The following is a 17,043-nucleotide window of genomic DNA, read 5'->3' on the forward strand; positions in this document are numbered from 1 at the left end:
CGGTGAAAACTTATCTGTCCTGGGTGCCGACGTCTTCGTCGTCCGCCCGATCAGCCTGGTCCGCCCGATCAGCCTGGTCCGCCCGATCAGCCTGGTCCGCCCGATCAGCCTGGTCCGCCTCGTTCCCGTCGTGATCGTCCGCATGAATATCATGGGCGACGGTGGGGTCCTTTAGCGCGGCATTGATCTTGGCGAATTCATCGAAAGACGTATCGGCCTTGAACGAGAATTCCGGCATGTATTTCAGGTGGACGCGCTTGGCGACCTCGCCCCGCAGAAAGCGGGACGCGCGATGCAAACCGGCCAGGATCGCCTTCGTATCACCGCCACCGAGCGGGCTGACGAAGACGGTCGCATTCCGCAGGTCCGGACTTGGGCGGACCTCGGTGACGGTCAGGATGACGCCCGTCAGGTCCGGGTCGCGAAACCCGCCACGCTGCAATACCTGCGACAGGGCGTGGCGAAGTTCCTCGCCGACGCGCAATTGCCGCTGGGACGGGCCTTTACCGCGATTCATGATGATTTTCCGTTTCTTTTCGGCGGTTTCGGGGGCGGCCCAGGCTGTTTTCCCGGGCGGCCCCCGATTGCCGTTGTCGAATGCGCTTAGAGTTCGCGGGCGATTTCCTCGACCTCGTAGCACTCGATGAAGTCGCCGACCTTGATGTCGTCGTAATTCTCGAACGCCATACCGCATTCATAGCCGTGCTGCACTTCGCGGACATCGTCCTTGAACCGCTTCAGCTGTTTCAAGCCGCCTTCATGGATGACGACATCGTCGCGCAGCAGACGCACCTTGGCGCCGCGCTTGACCATGCCTTCCGTGACCATGCAGCCGCCGATCTTGCCGACCTTGGTGATGTTGAACACTTCGCGGATTTCCGCGTAGCCCAGGAAGTTTTCCCGGCGTTCCGGCGCCAACAGACCACCCATGATCTGTTTCGCGTCGTCGATCACATCGTAGATCACCGAGTAGTACCGGATATCGACACCGTTGGACCGGGACAGTTCACGGGCCTGCGGATTGGCGCGGACGTTGAAGCCCACGATGATCCCGCCCGTGGAGTTGGCCAGGATAACGTCGGATTCGGTGATCCCGCCGACGGCCCCATGCAACACGCGGACTTTGACTTCGTCGGTGCCCAGCTTGTCCAGGGACGCCATGATCGCTTCCAGCGAGCCCTGCACGTCCGCCTTGATGACGATCGGCAGTTCCTTGATCTCGCCGGCCTTAATCTGGCTGAACATCTGCTCCAGCGTGCCGCGCGCGGCGACGGATGTGGAGGCTTCCCGATGCTTGCGCTGACGGTATTCGGCGATTTCACGGCATTTGGCTTCGTCTTCCAGCACGGCGAAGTCATCACCGGCGGACGGCGTCCCCTGAATACCCAGGACTTCGACCGGTGTGGAAGGACCGGCTTCCTTAATGTTCCGGCCCTTATCGTCGATCAGCGCGCGGACACGGCCCCATTCGGCGCCGGCCACGAACGTGTCGCCAACCTTCAGCGTACCGTGCTGGATCAGGACGGTCGCGACGGAGCCGCGGCCTTTTTCCAACTTGGCTTCGACAACCGCCCCTTCGGCGCGGCGATCGGGGTTGGCCTTCAATTCAAGCAGTTCCGCCTGCAGCAGGATCATTTCCTCGAGCTTGTCGAGGTTGGTGCCCTTCAGTGCGGAAACTTCGACGGTGATGATGTCACCGCCCATTTCTTCGGCAACCAGCTCATGGTCCAACAGCTGAGTCCGGACCCTGTTAGGATCCGCGCCCGGCTTGTCGCATTTGTTGATGGCGACGATGATCGGGGCCTTCGCAACCTTCGCATGGTTGATCGCTTCCACCGTCTGCGGCCGGATGCCGTCATCGGCCGCGACGACCAGGATGACGATATCGGTCACGTTCGCGCCGCGTTGGCGCATGGCGGTGAAGGCTTCGTGGCCGGGCGTGTCCAGGAAGGTGATGTGATCACCGCCGGACAGTTCGACCTGATAAGCACCGATATGCTGCGTGATGCCGCCGGCTTCGCCGGAGACAACGTCGGTCGTGCGCAAGGCGTCGAGCAGGGATGTCTTCCCGTGGTCGACATGGCCCATCACGGTAACGACCGGCGGACGCGGCTTTTGCAGTTCTTCCGGATCGTCCTGATGCTGGATCAGGGCGTCCTCGACGTCGGATTCCGAAACGCGTTTCATCCGGTGGCCGAACTCGCTGATGACGAGTTCCGCCGTGTCCGCGTCGATCGTCTGGTTCACGGTCGCCATGACGCCCAGCTTCATCAGCGTCTTCACGACGTCGCCGCCGCGTTCCGCCATACGGTTCGCCAGATCGCCCACGGTGATCGCTTCGGGCACGACCACTTCGCGAAGGACCTTCTCGGACCGGGCCAGCATTTCCTTGTTCTGCTGCTTTTCCCGTTCACGGGCGCGGCGCAGAGCCGCCAGCGAACGGCCGCGTTCTTCTTCCTCGTCCGCTTCCAGCGCTTGGGTAATGGTAAGCTTGCCCTGCCGACGGCGGGGTTCGCCGCGCGGGCGGGCCGGCGTCTGGCGCTGCTTTTCGCGATCGTCCTGCTTCGGCGCCGCTTCCTTTTCCTTCGCGCGCTTGGCAGCGGCTTCGGCGGCTTCCGGGTCGAGAATCTCGGCCGGTGCCTCGGCAGGGGTCACATTGCGGTTGGACTTCGCGGCAGACGCCTGGCGGGCTGCTTCCTCTTCGGCAACGCGGGCGGCCTCTTCGGCAATCCGGCGTTGCTCTTCCTCGGCCTTGCGACGCTCTTCTTCCTCGCGGGCTTCGCGCTGTTCTTGCGCACGGCGCTCCTGCTCACGCAGGGCGGCCTGACGCTCTTCTTCAACCTTCGCGGCCCCTTCAAGGGCTTTCAGGCGACGATCGCGTTCCGCGGGCGACAAGCCATCCAGTGCATGCGGGTCGATCCCGCCACCCTTCAGGGTTCCGTCTGCGCCGACGCGTTCCATGCGACCGGACTCGTTCCGCTCGAAGGTCCGCTTACGCTTCTTCTCGACCTTGACGGTTTTGGTCCGGCCATGGCTGAAGCTTTGCCGTACCTGTCCGCTATCGACGGTTTTCTGCAGCTCCAGGCGCCCCGGTTTACCCAGAGTCAATTTGCCGCTTTCCTTATTCTCACTCATACCTACTTCCCTTCGCCTCCGGTCGGGTCGATCTCGACCGGCGTCCCGGCTGTCCGAAAACCGGACAACCTTTTCGCTTCATGCAGAAAGGCGCCGGACAAGCCCCCCCGCATCAATACACAATGTACCGCATCGTCGCGTCCGAATGCGCGGCCGAGTTCTTCCCGGGCCAAGCAATCAACATGAACCGCACCGCCACGCTGGCGGTCCAGTTTCCCGACACCGTCCAAACCGGCGTCTTTGGCGGATACGTAAATGGCGGCTTTGCCGCTTTTCAATGCGGCACCCGCTTTTTCAAAGCCGGTGACCGCTTCCCCCGCGCGCCTGGCAAGCGATAGCAGATCGATGCATCTGCGCGCCAGCAGGCTCTCTACCCGGTCGGTCAAATCACGGGGAATGTCAACCTGTCGACGCGCCGCACGGCTGAAAGCTTTCCGCTTGCATGCCTGGTCCAGTGCATCGCGGCCGGCGGCGACCCAAAGGCCGCGGCCCGGCAGTTTACCGGCGATATCGGGCGTGACCGTACCATCCGGCGCGATCACGAAGCGGATCAGCTCGTCTTTTGGACGCACCTCTCCCGTCGCGATGCATTTCCGCATCGGGCCGTCAGTTGAACATTGCGCGTCGGCTTCGGTGTCATGACCGGAATCATGACTGCCGGGTCCAATCGTCGCGTGTTCTAACTCTATATGTTGGTCGCCAGTCAGCACGTTGTCCTGTAGTCCACCTCAAAAACACAAATTTCGCCGAGCCCAGCATCAGGCGCCGGCCGGGGCTTCCACCCCGCCTTCCTCTTCAGCACCTTCAACCTCGCCGGCATTCATGGCGTCCAGATCTTCTTGCGTGATCCAGCCGACGGCCACGCGGGCCTGCATGATCATGTCGGTCGCTGTTTCGTCGCTCAACTTGAACTCCCGCAGGATGCCGTCTTCGCGGCTGGTCAGTTCGTCGGCGACGCAACCGGCAAAGTCTTCAAGCGACTTGATGCCTTCCCGTCCGAGCGCGACCAGCATGGCGTTGTTCAAGCCTTCCACGGAAGACAGATCGTCGGTGATGCCGAGATCCACCAATTCCTGCTTCAACCGTGTCGATTCCTCTTCCAGGAAAGTCCGGGCGCGGCGGCGCAGTTCCTCGGCCACGTCTTCGTCGAAGCCTTCGATAGCGGCCAATTCGTCGACCGGCACATAGGCGACTTCGTCGATTTCGGTGAAGCCTTCGGTAACCAGCAGGCGGGCGATCACGTCATCCACGTCGAGCGCCGCCATAAAGCGTTCGCTGCGTTCGTTGAACTCGGCCTGACGCTTCTCGGATTCCTGCTCCTCGGTCATGATGTCGATATCGAACTCGGTGAGCATCGATGCGAGGCGCACGTTCTGACCGCGCCGGCCGATGGCCAGGCTCAACTGGTCGTCGGGAACGACGACTTCGATCTTCGACGCGTCTTCGTCCATCACGACCTTGGCGACTTCCGCCGGGGCCAAGGCGTTCACGATGAAGGTCGCTTCGTCTTCGTTCCACGGAATGATGTCGATCTTTTCACCTTGCAATTCCGCAACGACGGCCTGGACGCGGGAACCGCGCATGCCGACACAGGCGCCGACCGGATCGATCGAATTGTCGTGGGACAGGACGGCGATCTTCGCGCGGCTGCCCGGATCGCGGGCGACGCGTTTGATTTCGATGACACCGTCGTAGATTTCCGGAACTTCCTGGCCGAACAGTTTCGCCATGAAGGTCGGATGGGTCCGCGATAGAAAAATCTGCGGTCCGCGCTGTTCGCGGCGGACGTCGTAAATGAAGGCGCGGACACGGTCGCCGCGCTTCAGGTGTTCGCGCGGAATGCATTCGTCCCGGCGCATGACGGCTTCGGCCCGGCCCAGGTCGATCGTGACATTGCCGAATTCGACGCGCTTGACGATACCGTTCACGATTTCGCCGATGCGGTCCTTGTATTCCTCGAACTGACGCTCGCGCTCGGCTTCGCGGACACGCTGCACGATGACCTGCTTGGCGGTCTGTGCGGCGATGCGTCCGAAATCGATCGGCGGCAGTGGGTCGACCAGGAATTCCCCGACTTGGGCGTCCGGCTTCTTCGCGCGGGCTTGGTCCAGGGTCAGCTGAGTGACTTCGTTTTCGACTTCGTCGACAACTTCCAAATACCGGGCAAGGATGATCTCACCCGACTTCCGGTCGATGGCGGCGCGGATATCGTGCTCGTGTCCGTATTTGGACCGGCCGGCTTTCTGGATCGCCTGCTCCATCGCCTCAAGGACCAACTCACGGTCGATCCCCTTCTCGCGCGCAACCGCGTCGGCGACGTTCAACATATCCGTCCTGGTAATGGCGACTGCTTCCATAACGACCTCTGGACTCTCTTTTAGACTTCTTTGTGACTTCTATAGATCGATCGGCGCCGGACCTTAGCCCGAAACCTCTTTTACTTCCATCATGCCGCCTTCGACGGCGTTTTCGTCCGCATCCGACCCGGATTGCGCGGCCGCAATCAATTCGTCGGTCAGGATAAGTTTGGCATTGCGAATTTCCGCGAACGGCAGGTCCACCGGCGAGCCGTCATGCTCAAGCCGGACCTTGTCGCCATCCACGCCCAGCAGCTTGCCGCTGAACCGTTTCCTGCCATCAATCATGTGATACATTTCGACCTTGGCCTCGAAACCGGCATAGCGTTCGAAATGGTGAATTTTGGTCAGCGGCCGATCGATACCCGGCGAGCTGACTTCCAATACATAGGCATCGGTGATCGGATCTTCCACATCAAGGATCGCGGAAGTCGCGTGGCTGATATCGGCACAATCGTCGACGCTCATCGCGGCACCGTCCAAGCGGTCTGCCATGATTTGCAGCGTCTTGCGCTGAGAACCCGTCACGCGAATGCGGACGAGCTCATAGCCCATATCCGTCAGCGCCGGTCCAATCAGCGTTTCGATTTTCTGCACAACGTCCATACAGGTTCCCAAGATCCCGTTCGGGGTGAAGGCCAGTTGTTCCGCCGTTCTCCGAAACACTTGCCCCCAAACACTAAAAAAGGCGGGCCGGGGGGCCCACCTCCCAACAATCAGCGTCGCTGTATCGGAAGAACATCCGACATACGACCCGATATATGATCGGTATGGCCGGTGTGATACTTGAAGCGGACGGAAAAAACAAGCCGTAGCGCGGCCTTCATCAGATCAATCCCGATTATGCTCAGGAATCGGATCGGCGCAGAAAGCGCAGGTAGTGCGGGCGGCCCGCCAGGGACTTCAGTTCGTATCGCGTCGGCTGCCAATCGTCCGGCGGGATGAGCCAATCCGCGGACCTCTCGGCTTGCCAGTCGAAGTCGGGTGAGCGGATCAGGTGCGATAAAATCCAATCCAGATATCCGGGATGGTCGGTTGCGATCCGTAATTCCCCGCCGGGACGGAGAATCCGCGCCATGGCCGGCAGGTTTTCGGGGCCGACAAACCGCCGGGCCCAATGGCGTCGTTTCGGCCAGGGGTCCGGAAACAGAACGAAAACCCGGTCCAGCGACGCCGGCTGCAAGGAAGCCATCAACAGCCGGGCGTCATCCGCCAGGACACGGACATTCTTCAACCCACCGTCCTCGACGGCAGAGAGCAGTTTCGCCACGCCGTTGATGAAAGGCTCGCATCCGAGAAACCCGATTTCGGGATGACGTTCCGCCAAGGCGGCCAAATGTTCGCCGCCGCCGAAGCCCACTTCCAGCCAGACCTTCTCGACCGGCGTATCGAACAACGACCGCGGGTCCAGGTTCGGCCGATCCGTCGGGACGGTGATTTCCGGCAGCAGGGTTTCGACCAAGGCCTGACGGCCTGGACGCAAGGGCCGGCCCTTACGGCGCCCGTAGAATTTCGGGGCGCCGTCCGGCTCGTTCTTCGATTCAGTCATGGCGCTGTTTCGGCAAAAAGGGGCTTCGACGCAGCCTGAAGCAATCCCTTAGGTGAGGGCGGCTTTCAGGTCTTCGGCAAGGTCGGTGCGTTCCCAGCTGAAATGCCCTTCATCGGTCGGCGTGCGGCCGAAATGGCCATAGGCCGCACTGGGTGCATAGATGCCGCGGGCCAGGTCGAGTTTTTCGCGGATGCCGCGTGGGCTCAGATCCATCACTTCGCTGATGGCCTTCACCAGCTTGTCTTCGCCGACTTTGCCGGTCCCTTCGGTGTTTACATACAGGGACAGGGGCTTGGACACGCCGATCGCATAGGCAACCTGAATGATGCAGCGATCAGCCAGGCCGGCCGCGACCACGTTCTTGGCGACATAGCGGGCGGCATAGGCGGCCGACCGGTCAACCTTCGTCGGGTCTTTCCCGGAGAACGCGCCACCGCCATGCGGCGCCGCGCCGCCATAGGTGTCGACGATGATCTTGCGGCCGGTCAGGCCGGCGTCGCCGTCGGGACCGCCGATCACGAACCGTCCCGTTGGGTTGACGTAGAATTCGTCTTCCGGCGGCATCCATCCGGCCGGCAGAACCTTTTCAACATGGGCGCGAACAACTTCGCGGATGTCCTCCTGCTCCATGTGCTCGTCATGCTGGGTCGATACGACGACGGAGGCCGCGCGAACCGGCACACCGTTTTCATAGACCAGCGTAACCTGGCTTTTCGAATCCGGACCCAGGCCGCTTTTGGCGTCGGCATGGCGGGTATCGGCAAGCTCTTTCAGAATTCGGTGGCTGAAATGGATCGGGGCCGGCATCAACACGTCGGTTTCGCGGCAGGCGAAGCCGAACATCAAGCCCTGGTCGCCGGCGCCTTCGTCCTTGTTGCCGGCGGCATCGACGCCTTGCGCGATGTCCTTCGACTGGGCGTGCAGATAAATTTCAACTTCGGCCGTCTCGTGATGGAAGCCGTCCTGCTCGTAGCCGATATCCTTAACGGCGGCACGGGCCAGCTTTTCGATCATGTCTTTATCGACACCGTCGCCGTCCATCAGATGCGACGGGCCGCGAACTTCACCGGCCAGCACGATGCGGTTCGTCGTCGTCAGCGTTTCGCACGCGACGCGGGCGCCCGGATCGGCATTCAGGAAAAGATCGACCACTTCGTCTGAGATCCGGTCGCAGACCTTGTCAGGATGTCCTTCTGAGACCGATTCGCTTGTGAAGAGATAGTCATTGGCCATGGCAAAGCTTTTCCTATTTTTTCGGGCAATTCTGGGTCGGGTATTGTTCGAGCGTGTCATGTGCGACCGGCAGTCTGCAGACTAACCGGAGCCCGGCGATATTGCAGGATGAACTTGGCGCGTCAAGGTCGCGGTGTCATGGTCTGCTCAGAACTGTGCCGCAAGACGCTTTCCAACTCAGTGTATTCCCCGGCGCTAATTCAAGGGCGTCGCGCCCTTGCCGGCATTACGGTGCATCCAGGCGGCCATGCCGGCCAGCCAAACCAAAAGGCACAGGAAAACCCCGTCCCCTAACCGTGAATACAAGGTTGGCGGTAAGGCGCGCGGAAGGCGGATATCCAGGACGCCCGGCTGTTCCAGCGGAATGCGGCCGATTTCCCGCCCATAGGCGTCGAAGGCGGCTGTGATTCCCGTATTGGTGGCCCGCACCAGGGGCATGCCTTCTTCCACGGCCCGCATCCGGGCCATCGTCAGGTGTTGGTGCGGTCCCGCCGTTTTTCCGTACCAGGCGTCATTGGTCAGGTTCAGCAACCAGGCGGGGCGTTGATCGGTGCCGGATACGACAGCGCCCGGAAAAATCGCCTCATAGCAAACCAAGGGGCTGAAAGGCGGCAGGCCCGGCAGGGCAAGCGTGCGCGGGCCGGGACCCGGCGAATAGTCAATCGATCCCGCTGTGATCTTGTCGATCCCGATGACCGAGCGGAACGGCATGTATTCGCCGAAGGGCACCAGATGGGCCTTGTCATAGGTTGCCGCGACAGCGCCGCGTTCGTCCAATGCGACAACAGAGTTGTGAAGCGAGAAGGGGTCGGTCACACGCCGTGGCGCGCCGGTTATCAGATGGCCGCCGGCGGGAATGATTTTCGCGGCGGCGGCGCGCGCGGGCCCGTCCTCTTCCAGGAAGAACGCGGCGGCGGTTTCCGGCCAGATCAGATGAGTCACCCAATCGGGCCGGTCCTTTTCACTAAGCTCCAGATGGCGGAAGAAGTTCGGGCCACGTAAATCGCGCTGCCATTTTTCCCGCTGCGGAATGTTCGCCTGAACCAGCCGCAAACCGATGCCGGGAACATCGGCGATGCCGATCCCGGGCGCGTTGATCAAACGGAACGACCCCGTGGCTGCCACGGCGGCGGGCAGGGCGACGGCAAGGGCGATTGCCGCCTGCCGCCGACTTGCGGATGGTTTCCGCGCATCGGCGCCGGCGGCCAGGGCCGGCAGCACCGCGCTGGCCATAACCAAGGCGGAAAGTCCATAGACACCGATCCAGGCTGCCGCCTGGCTCATCGCATCGGTCCCCGCCCAAGCATGACCGAGCAGATTCCAAGGGAACCCTGTAAGGATATGGCCGCGGAGCCATTCGAACAGAACCCACGACGCGGCGAAGGCAAAGGCGCGGGCAGGACCGGGGGCGGCAAACCGGGTCAGCAAACCCGCGAAACCCGCGAAGATCGCAAGGCCGGCGGGCAGTCCCAGCGCGGCGAAGGGCACCATCCACCAAAGCCGGTCGGAAAAAACCAACAGCGCGTTGCTGATCCAGTAGAGGCTGGCCGCATACAGGCCGAACCCGAAACACCAGCCGATCAGGAAGCTTTGCCTTTTGCGCTTGGCGCCGTCGAGCATCCAGACCAGCAGCGGCAGGGTCACCCACAGAACGGGAAAGGCAAAAGCCGGCGGCAAGGCCAGGCTGGAAACAATACCCAGCAGCACAGCCCCGCCGTAACGCCGCCACCCGCGCAAGGCGCCCGCGGAACGGCACAGATCGTCCAGCCGCTGCCAGACCGCACCGGGCCCCTCGGTCGAAAATTCCGCCGATGGGGCTGATTTGGATGGCGCTGTTTGGGACTGGGCCGTTTGAGACTGGGCCGTTAGGGACTGGGCCGTTAGGGACTGGGCCATTAGGGACTGGGGCAGGGTGTTGCCCTGCGTGTGGGCAGGCACCGCCAGCTGAGTTTTGGAGGACACCGGGATCAGCCCTGGGCCTCTGCCATCTCGGGCAAATTCCGCAGTTTCAGCCGTTTTATCCGGCGGGGGTCGGCGTCCAGCACCTCAAACTCAACACCGCTGGCGTCGTGTTGGATCAATTCCCCGCGGGTCGGGACGCGTCCCGCAAGGGTGAAGACCAGACCACCGAGCGTGTCGATATCTTCGTCCCGTTCCTCGTCGTCCAGGATTGGCCCGAATTTCTGTTCCAGCGTTTCGATCGGTGTGCGTGCATCGGCCAGGACCGTGCCGTCCTCGGCATTTTCGATCTGGGGGCCGGCGACGATATCGTGCTCGTCCTCGATTTCACCGACGATTTCCTCGACCAGATCCTCAATGGTCACCAAGCCGTCGATGCCGCCGAATTCGTCGACGACAAGGGCCATGTGGCGGCGCTGCATACGCATCTGCAATAACAGATCCAGGACCCGCATCGACGGCGCAACGATAAGCGTCTGACGCATAACGTCGCGTAGGGAAAAAGCTGTACTTTCTCCGCCTTCCTTGGTCTTCGCGAATTGGCCGAGCACGTCCTTGATGTGGACCATGCCCAGAATATCGTCCATCGCCTCACGGTAGACCGGATAGCGGGAATGCGGATGGGTCACCATCAGCTGGACCAGGTCCTCCAGCGGTGTACTAACCTCAAAACCGATGATATCCGCCCGCGGCACCATGACGTCATAGGCCGTCATCTCGCCGAATTTCAGGATATTCACGATCAGCGCCCGTTCGTCGGAGGCGATCGGGGTTTCCCGTTCCTCGCTTTCCTCGATCAGTTCTTCGAACGCATCGCGCAGATGGGAGTCGCCGTTTCGGCCCAGCAGGCTGCGCAACAAATTGAAAAGCCCGCTGCGTTTTCCGTGTTCCCCGCTCTCGGATGAATGGATGTCTTCAGCCATCAGCGAGATATCCTTGCGGCGCCGTTTGCCGTCACCATGTCTTCCGCCGTTTTTTCTTCCAGGGCATCGGTTCCAGCATAGGGGTCGGGTACGCCCAGCCGCGCCAGAATCCGTGTTTCCGTTGTTTCCATTTCTTCGGCTTCCGCCTTTTCGATGTGATCATAGCCGAGAAGGTGCAAGACCCCATGCACCACAAGATGCCGTAGATGGTCATCCAAGGGCTTGCCGTCCAGACTTGCTTCCCGTTCCAGGGTCTCGCGGGCGAGTGCTATATCGCCCAGGAAGTCCGGTTCACCCGGAATTACCGGCATGTCGGATGGGAAGGACAGCACATTGGTGGGGCTGTCTTTGCCCCGCCAATCGCGATTAAGGCCCCGGATCGCGTCGTCGTCAGTCATTAACACGCTCAACGCAAACCCGGCTTGGGCGTTGCTAGACGGAGGTTCCTCGTCTTCGTCCGCAAGATCGGCCCCTGCGATCGCGGCCTCTGCCGCGGCGCGCACAATGGGTTCGTCTTCGGCTGTCCAGGCGCCGGTGCGGGTGAAATCGATATCAAGCTTGATGGTCACGCTTCTATTCCGTGCTTCACCGTATCACGAGCTCGTTTCGGAAGCAGGCACCGCCTTGTCCCGCGCATCATAGGCTTTGACGATGCGGGAAACGAGGGGATGACGAACAACGTCCTGGTCGCTGAACCGAATTGCCGAGATCCCCTTAACGCCTTCCAGCGTATCCAGGGCATCGGCCAGACCCGAGCTTTGACCCCGGGGTAGATCGATCTGGCTTAGATCGCCGGTGATTACCATGCGGCTGTTTTCACCCAGGCGGGTCAGGAACATCTTCATCTGCACGGGCGTCGTGTTCTGTGCTTCGTCCAACAGGATGAAGGCGTTTTTCAGCGTCCGCCCGCGCATGAAGGCCAGCGGCGCGACTTCGATCTCACCGCTTTCCAGCTTGCGGGTGACCTGGTCGGCGGGAAGGTTTTCGTAAAGCGCGTCGTAGATTGGGCGCATATAGGGGTCGACCTTTTCCTTCATATCGCCGGGCAGGAATCCAAGACGCTCCCCAGCCTCAACCGCCGGGCGCGACAAAACGATGCGGTCGATCTGCCCGTTCACCAGCATGGATACAGCGGCGCAAACCGCCAGATAGGTCTTACCCGTGCCGGCCGGGCCGATGCCGAAGACAAGCTCGTCCTGAAGCATGGCTTCCATATAGTTCGCCTGCAGGGGCGACCGGGCCTTGATCTGCCGCCTCTTGGTGCGCAGGACCGGCTCGCTCTCCCCAAACAGATCGGTGGGGCTTCCGGCCATGCGAACCGCGGCGTCGACATCGCCGGGCTCCAGTTCTTCGCCTTCCTTAAGGCGTTGGTACAGGCGGTTAAGCGCGACCCTGGCAAGGTCGATCGCGTCTTGCGGCCCCTCGATGGTGACTTGGTTGCCGCGATTGATAAGTTGGACCCCCAAGGATTTTTCTATCCGTACCAGGTGTTTGTCATGTTCCCCGAACAGAAGGGGAAGCAGGCGATTGTCGTCGAACTGGATCAAAGTGGGCACCATTGCTGGGCGGGAACCTTTGGGAAGCGACGAAATCTGGTTCAAGCGGATATCCTTTCCTGGCCAGAACTGGGTTCACTAGGGTTGGGTCTAGCGGTGTTGTGCCGGGTGGCACTGTCGGTGCCGGATTCGGCATCATCTATTGGCACGGCAAAAAGGCTGTGTCCGGACAAGCTGCTGATCTTGCAATCGATGACAGTGCCGATCATCGACGCATGGCGGTTCTCGGGAATGTCCAGATGAACGGGCTGCAGATAGGGCGAACGGCCAACCAGCTGGTTTTCATGTTTGCCGGGTTTTTCCAGCAGGATCGGCATGGTCTTGCCGACAACCGATGCGTTGAAAGCCTCTTGCTGGCTTTCCAACAACTGTTGAAGGGCGCTCAATCGTTCCGACTTCACTGCGTCGTCTACTTGCTCTCTCAAAGATGCAGCGGGTGTTCCCGGACGTTCAGAATACTTGAAAAAGAACGCCCCTGCATAGCCAATATCGGTTACAAGTTTAAGAGTATCCGCAAAATCCTGATCTGATTCGCCAGGATATCCGACAATAAAATCACTGGTCAGGGCCAAATCCGGCCGGGCTGTCCGCAAACGGTCAACGATTCGACGATAATCGTCCGCCGTATGCTTGCGATTCATCGCCTCCAGAATACGATCCGACCCGCTTTGGACAGGCAGATGCAGATAGGGCATCAGCTTTGGCAAATCGCCATGGGCGGCGATCAAGGCGTCATCGACGTCTCGGGGATGGCTGGTCGTGTAGCGGATCCGCTCCAGGCCGTCGATTTCGGCGAGTTCCCGGCACAACCGGGCAAGGCCCCATTCGCGCCCTTCCGCGCCTTCGCCGTGATAGGCGTTGACGTTTTGTCCCAACAGCGTGATTTCGCGAACCCCGTCGGCGACCAAGCGACGGGCTTCCTGCAGCACGGTGGTCGCCGGGCGCGAAAATTCCGACCCCCGCGTGTAGGGGACAACGCAGAACGTGCAGAATTTATCGCAGCCTTCCTGAATGGTGAGGAAAGAAGTGACCTCGCCTTTGCGGACCCGCTCTTCCGGCAGGTGGTCGAATTTGTCCTCGGCCGGAAAATCCGTATCCAGGATCTTTTCCCCGACAGCCCGTTTCGCTTTCGAAACCATTTCCGGAAGCCGATGATAGGTCTGCGGGCCGAAAACCATGTCGACCTGCGGGGCGCGGGCCATGATCTCGTCCCCTTCGGCCTGGGCAACGCACCCGGCGACCGCGATGATCATGCGGCTGCCGTCCTCGGCTTTCTTCTGTTGATGCGGTTTAAGCCGGCCAAGGTCCGAATAGACCTTTTCCGCCGCCTTCTCGCGGATATGACAGGTGTTGAGAATGACCATGTCGGCGTCGTCCGGACTGTCGGACAAGCCATATCCGAGCGGCGCCAGCACATCGGCCATGCGCTCGGAATCGTACACATTCATTTGGCAGCCATAAGTCTTGATATAAAGCTTCTTCGTCACTCAAACCGTCCTGGCCCGTCTCGGGGCTGCCGAACTCCACGACTGCCCAGGAAATGGGGCAATCTCAATGTTTATAATAATGGGCTTCCGCGGGGCGAATTACCATCCGCACCTTGCCGTGCCACTGCTTCGAACCGCAAAATACATCCCCGTATCCGGGGGAGCGCAGGGAATAGCACCAAGAAAACCGCGGTTTCAAGCGGACTCCGCCGCCGGCCGTTGGAAGAGCTCGTTTACGCGGTCTCAGAATGGATCGGCAGGTCGAAGCCGTCGTAACGCAAGCGACCTGCCCGCGTGGTCCGGTCAAGCCGGCCGCTCAGCGCGCTTGATAGCCCGTCCGACACGACTTTTTCGCAATGTTGGGCAAGCGCCTTGCGCGACCCGAACTCTTCTAAGCGAACAGGTTCGTGGAAGATGACGTCGACCCCAATCGTACCCATGCCGAGCGCCCGCCACAGATGCGGCGCCAATTCCATATCACCGTACCAGGCATAGAAGGGACGCAGCATCCGTCCCATCGGCATCCCGTCGAAGCGGGTATAGGCGATGGAAATCGGCTGAACTTCCACATGGCCGTGGCCCAGCTCGATATTGGCGGCGTCGAAAAGCGCACTTTTGAAACGAAGGGCGCGGTTGCCGTCTGAACTGGTCCCTTCCGGGAAAAGGATCAGGCTGTCGCCCTGGACCAGGCGTTCGCGCAACACTTCGCGCTGATCGGCGGCGCGCACCGCCTTGCGCTCTACGAAGACCGTCCGCTGCAGGCGGGCCAAATATCCGAAAATCGGCCAACCGTTCACTTCCTGCTTGGCCACGAAACAGGCGTCCAACAACGAACCCAATATGGAAATATCCAAGTAGGAGACATGGTTGGAGACGAACAGGATCGGCCGGTCGGTGACGGGGGTGCCATGCACGGTCGGCGTCACACCCGCGATACGGGATGAATCCCTGTGCCAGCGCCGAATGATGGGCTTTGGAAATCCGATTTGCCGAATGGCGCGATATGGACTGCAGGCCAACAACACGACCATCCAAACCAAAAGCGCCACGATCCGGCTGATCGCCAATACCGGGCTGGCCTTGGCCGGCCAAGCGTGGACATTGTCCAGGACCGGATCCGGTTCAGACTCGACGGCGGCCCGGTTCTGCCGGTTCGGCGTCCGCTTTGTCGGTGTCTGCTTTGCCGTTGCCATCATGATCAGCCGCTCACGCGCCCTACAAAATCACGCAATCATCCTTCCCCGGTCTGACGCGTATAGTGTTTAACATAGCGACCGGTGACCTGGTCGGTTTTGACCACGACGCAGACATCCGTCGTATTGAATTGCGGGTCGATCACGGCACCGTCCCCGACAAATCCGCCCAACCGCAAATACCCTTTGATCAGCGGCGGCACTGCAAGCAGTCCTGCCTTTCGGTCCACGGCGTCCAACGGCAGGACGTTCATATCAACATAGCGTTCCGGCAAGGCCTTCGGGCACAGTTCCGGCGGTGCTGTGTGATAGTGATGCAGATAGGACAAGGGCAGTGCCAGGGTTTCGATGTCGGTACCGGGCAGACTGGCGCAGCCGAACATGATCTCGATATCATAATGGAATACGTATGTGGCGATGCCGCGCCACAACAAGTCCATGACCCGCCGCGTGCGATAGCGTTCATCGACGCAGGAACGTCCCAGCTCCAGAACCTCGCAGGGCAGGTTCGTAATCGGGGAAATATCGTATTCGTCGATGGAATAGAAGCGCCCGTGGCGTTTGGCTTGTTCGCGACGCACCAGCCGATAGGTGCCGACAACGCTTTCCGGGCCGGAACCGAGGTCGTGATCGACGACTTGCAGATGGTCGGCAACCGCGTCGAATTCGTCGAAATCACGCAGCGCAGCGGCCATTTCCGGTGTCGGCTTAGCGCTCATTTCTTCGTAGAAAATGCGATATCGCAGCGCCTGGGATGCAAGGATATCAGCTTCAGACGACCCGATTTTGATTTCCAGCGACCCATTGGTAAGCGCGGCAAGGCTGGACGCCAAGTCGGTCTGCTCGCCTTCGGTATGCGCGCGTAACGCAGCGGACTTCATATCTTCACTTTTCACAGGCTCAATCTATCATGTTCGTTGTTTAAGGGTGTCTTGTTACGGCATGGCGACAAGGATGCGACTGTTTCGTGTCGCTTGCTATTCAATCGCGGCCCCGGCATTTGCCCGCGCTGGGTTAATTGGGCGTTGTACTCGAAAGCGCAACGCCTGAATCGCAACAAATTCCCGGCTGCCGATGACTGATATGTGGTCAGGCGCCAAGATGGCCACAAGGGCGCTATTTCTTGGCCGGTTTATCCAGTCGGACGCCGTAAAGCTCCAACCGGTGGTCGACGAGCCGGTAGCCCAGTTCCTTTGCTACCGTCTGCTGTAGCTTTTCGATCTGCTCATTCGTGAATTCGATCACAGCGCCCGAGTCGATGTCGATCAAATGGTCGTGGTGATCGTCCGCGACTTCTTCATAGCGGGACCGCCCGTCTCCAAAATCGTGCCGCGTTAAAATTCCGGATTCTTCAAACAGGCGCACAGTACGATAGACCGTCGCGATGCTGATCCGGTCATCCAAAGCGCTTGAGCGCTGATGCAGAAGCTCGACATCCGGATGATCATCGGATTCCGCGATGACTTTCGCGATGACGCGTCGCTGGCCTGTCATTTTCAGGCCCTTGTCGACACAGAGTTGTTCGATGCGGTTCAACTCATCCGAAGTACTCATATACCACCCTGTCGCCGGCCTGACCCGGCTGCCCCCATACTCGCGCGCAGCCTTGTTTGCGTTCCGCTTATTTTCGGGCGGTACGCCCTATTCGTCC

General features: G+C 60.6%; 15 protein-coding genes. All 15 read right to left on the bottom strand.

The window, feature by feature from the left end:
• Positions 1-10: 10 nt before the first annotated feature.
• Positions 11-517: a 30S ribosome-binding factor RbfA gene (rbfA, locus tag EOI86_RS13840; protein ID WP_127765769.1), complete on the bottom strand. Its 507-nt coding sequence runs from the start codon at positions 515-517 to the stop codon at positions 11-13.
• Positions 518-603: 86 nt separating this feature from the next.
• Positions 604-3,135, bottom strand: coding sequence for a translation initiation factor IF-2 (infB, locus tag EOI86_RS13845; RefSeq protein ID WP_127765770.1), 2,532 nt, complete (start codon positions 3,133-3,135; stop codon positions 604-606).
• Between the two features lie 2 nt (positions 3,136-3,137).
• Complete coding sequence (locus EOI86_RS13850; RefSeq protein WP_275668592.1) at positions 3,138-3,845, bottom strand: RNA-binding protein; 708 nt, start codon at positions 3,843-3,845, stop codon at positions 3,138-3,140.
• Positions 3,846-3,893: 48 nt separating this feature from the next.
• On the bottom strand, positions 3,894-5,492 hold the full coding sequence (gene nusA, locus EOI86_RS13855) for a transcription termination factor NusA (RefSeq protein ID WP_127765772.1): 1,599 nt from the start codon (positions 5,490-5,492) through the stop codon (positions 3,894-3,896).
• Positions 5,493-5,555: 63 nt separating this feature from the next.
• Positions 5,556-6,098, bottom strand: a complete 543-nt coding sequence (gene rimP, locus EOI86_RS13860; protein ID WP_127765773.1) for a ribosome maturation factor RimP — start codon at positions 6,096-6,098, stop codon at positions 5,556-5,558.
• A gap of 241 nt (positions 6,099-6,339) precedes the next feature.
• Positions 6,340-7,041, bottom strand: coding sequence for a tRNA (guanosine(46)-N7)-methyltransferase TrmB (gene trmB, locus EOI86_RS13865; protein ID WP_127765774.1), 702 nt, complete (start codon positions 7,039-7,041; stop codon positions 6,340-6,342).
• A gap of 48 nt (positions 7,042-7,089) precedes the next feature.
• Positions 7,090-8,274, bottom strand: a complete 1,185-nt coding sequence (metK, locus tag EOI86_RS13870) for a methionine adenosyltransferase (protein WP_127765775.1) — start codon at positions 8,272-8,274, stop codon at positions 7,090-7,092.
• A 195-nt stretch (positions 8,275-8,469) separates the two neighbouring features.
• On the bottom strand, positions 8,470-10,236 hold the full coding sequence (lnt, locus tag EOI86_RS13875; RefSeq protein ID WP_127765776.1) for an apolipoprotein N-acyltransferase: 1,767 nt from the start codon (positions 10,234-10,236) through the stop codon (positions 8,470-8,472).
• A 5-nt stretch (positions 10,237-10,241) separates the two neighbouring features.
• The gene (locus EOI86_RS13880; RefSeq protein ID WP_127765777.1) at positions 10,242-11,156 is read right to left on the bottom strand and encodes a hemolysin family protein; all 915 of its coding nucleotides are present in this window, start codon (positions 11,154-11,156) and stop codon (positions 10,242-10,244) included.
• On the bottom strand, positions 11,156-11,725 hold the full coding sequence (gene ybeY, locus EOI86_RS13885) for an rRNA maturation RNase YbeY (protein WP_127765778.1): 570 nt from the start codon (positions 11,723-11,725) through the stop codon (positions 11,156-11,158). Before ybeY ends, EOI86_RS13880 begins: the two co-directional genes overlap by 1 nt.
• A 24-nt stretch (positions 11,726-11,749) precedes the next feature.
• Positions 11,750-12,715: a PhoH family protein gene (locus tag EOI86_RS13890; protein ID WP_127766419.1), complete on the bottom strand. Its 966-nt coding sequence runs from the start codon at positions 12,713-12,715 to the stop codon at positions 11,750-11,752.
• A gap of 38 nt (positions 12,716-12,753) precedes the next feature.
• Positions 12,754-14,160 carry a tRNA (N6-isopentenyl adenosine(37)-C2)-methylthiotransferase MiaB gene (gene miaB / locus EOI86_RS13895; RefSeq protein WP_240035705.1) on the bottom strand — a complete coding sequence of 469 codons (1,407 nt, stop codon included), beginning with the start codon at positions 14,158-14,160 and terminating at the stop codon, positions 12,754-12,756.
• Between the two features lie 272 nt (positions 14,161-14,432).
• Complete coding sequence (locus tag EOI86_RS13900) at positions 14,433-15,395, bottom strand: lysophospholipid acyltransferase family protein (RefSeq protein WP_240035672.1); 963 nt, start codon at positions 15,393-15,395, stop codon at positions 14,433-14,435.
• A 35-nt stretch (positions 15,396-15,430) separates the two neighbouring features.
• Positions 15,431-16,273, bottom strand: a complete 843-nt coding sequence (locus EOI86_RS13905) for a GNAT family N-acetyltransferase (RefSeq protein ID WP_127765780.1) — start codon at positions 16,271-16,273, stop codon at positions 15,431-15,433.
• A gap of 235 nt (positions 16,274-16,508) precedes the next feature.
• Positions 16,509-16,946, bottom strand: a complete 438-nt coding sequence (locus tag EOI86_RS13910) for a Fur family transcriptional regulator (protein WP_127765781.1) — start codon at positions 16,944-16,946, stop codon at positions 16,509-16,511.
• Positions 16,947-17,043 lie beyond the last annotated feature (97 nt).

It is taken from the genome of Hwanghaeella grinnelliae, assembly GCF_004005845.1.
In the GTDB taxonomy this organism is placed as follows: domain Bacteria; phylum Pseudomonadota; class Alphaproteobacteria; order UBA8366; family Aestuariispiraceae; genus Hwanghaeella; species Hwanghaeella grinnelliae.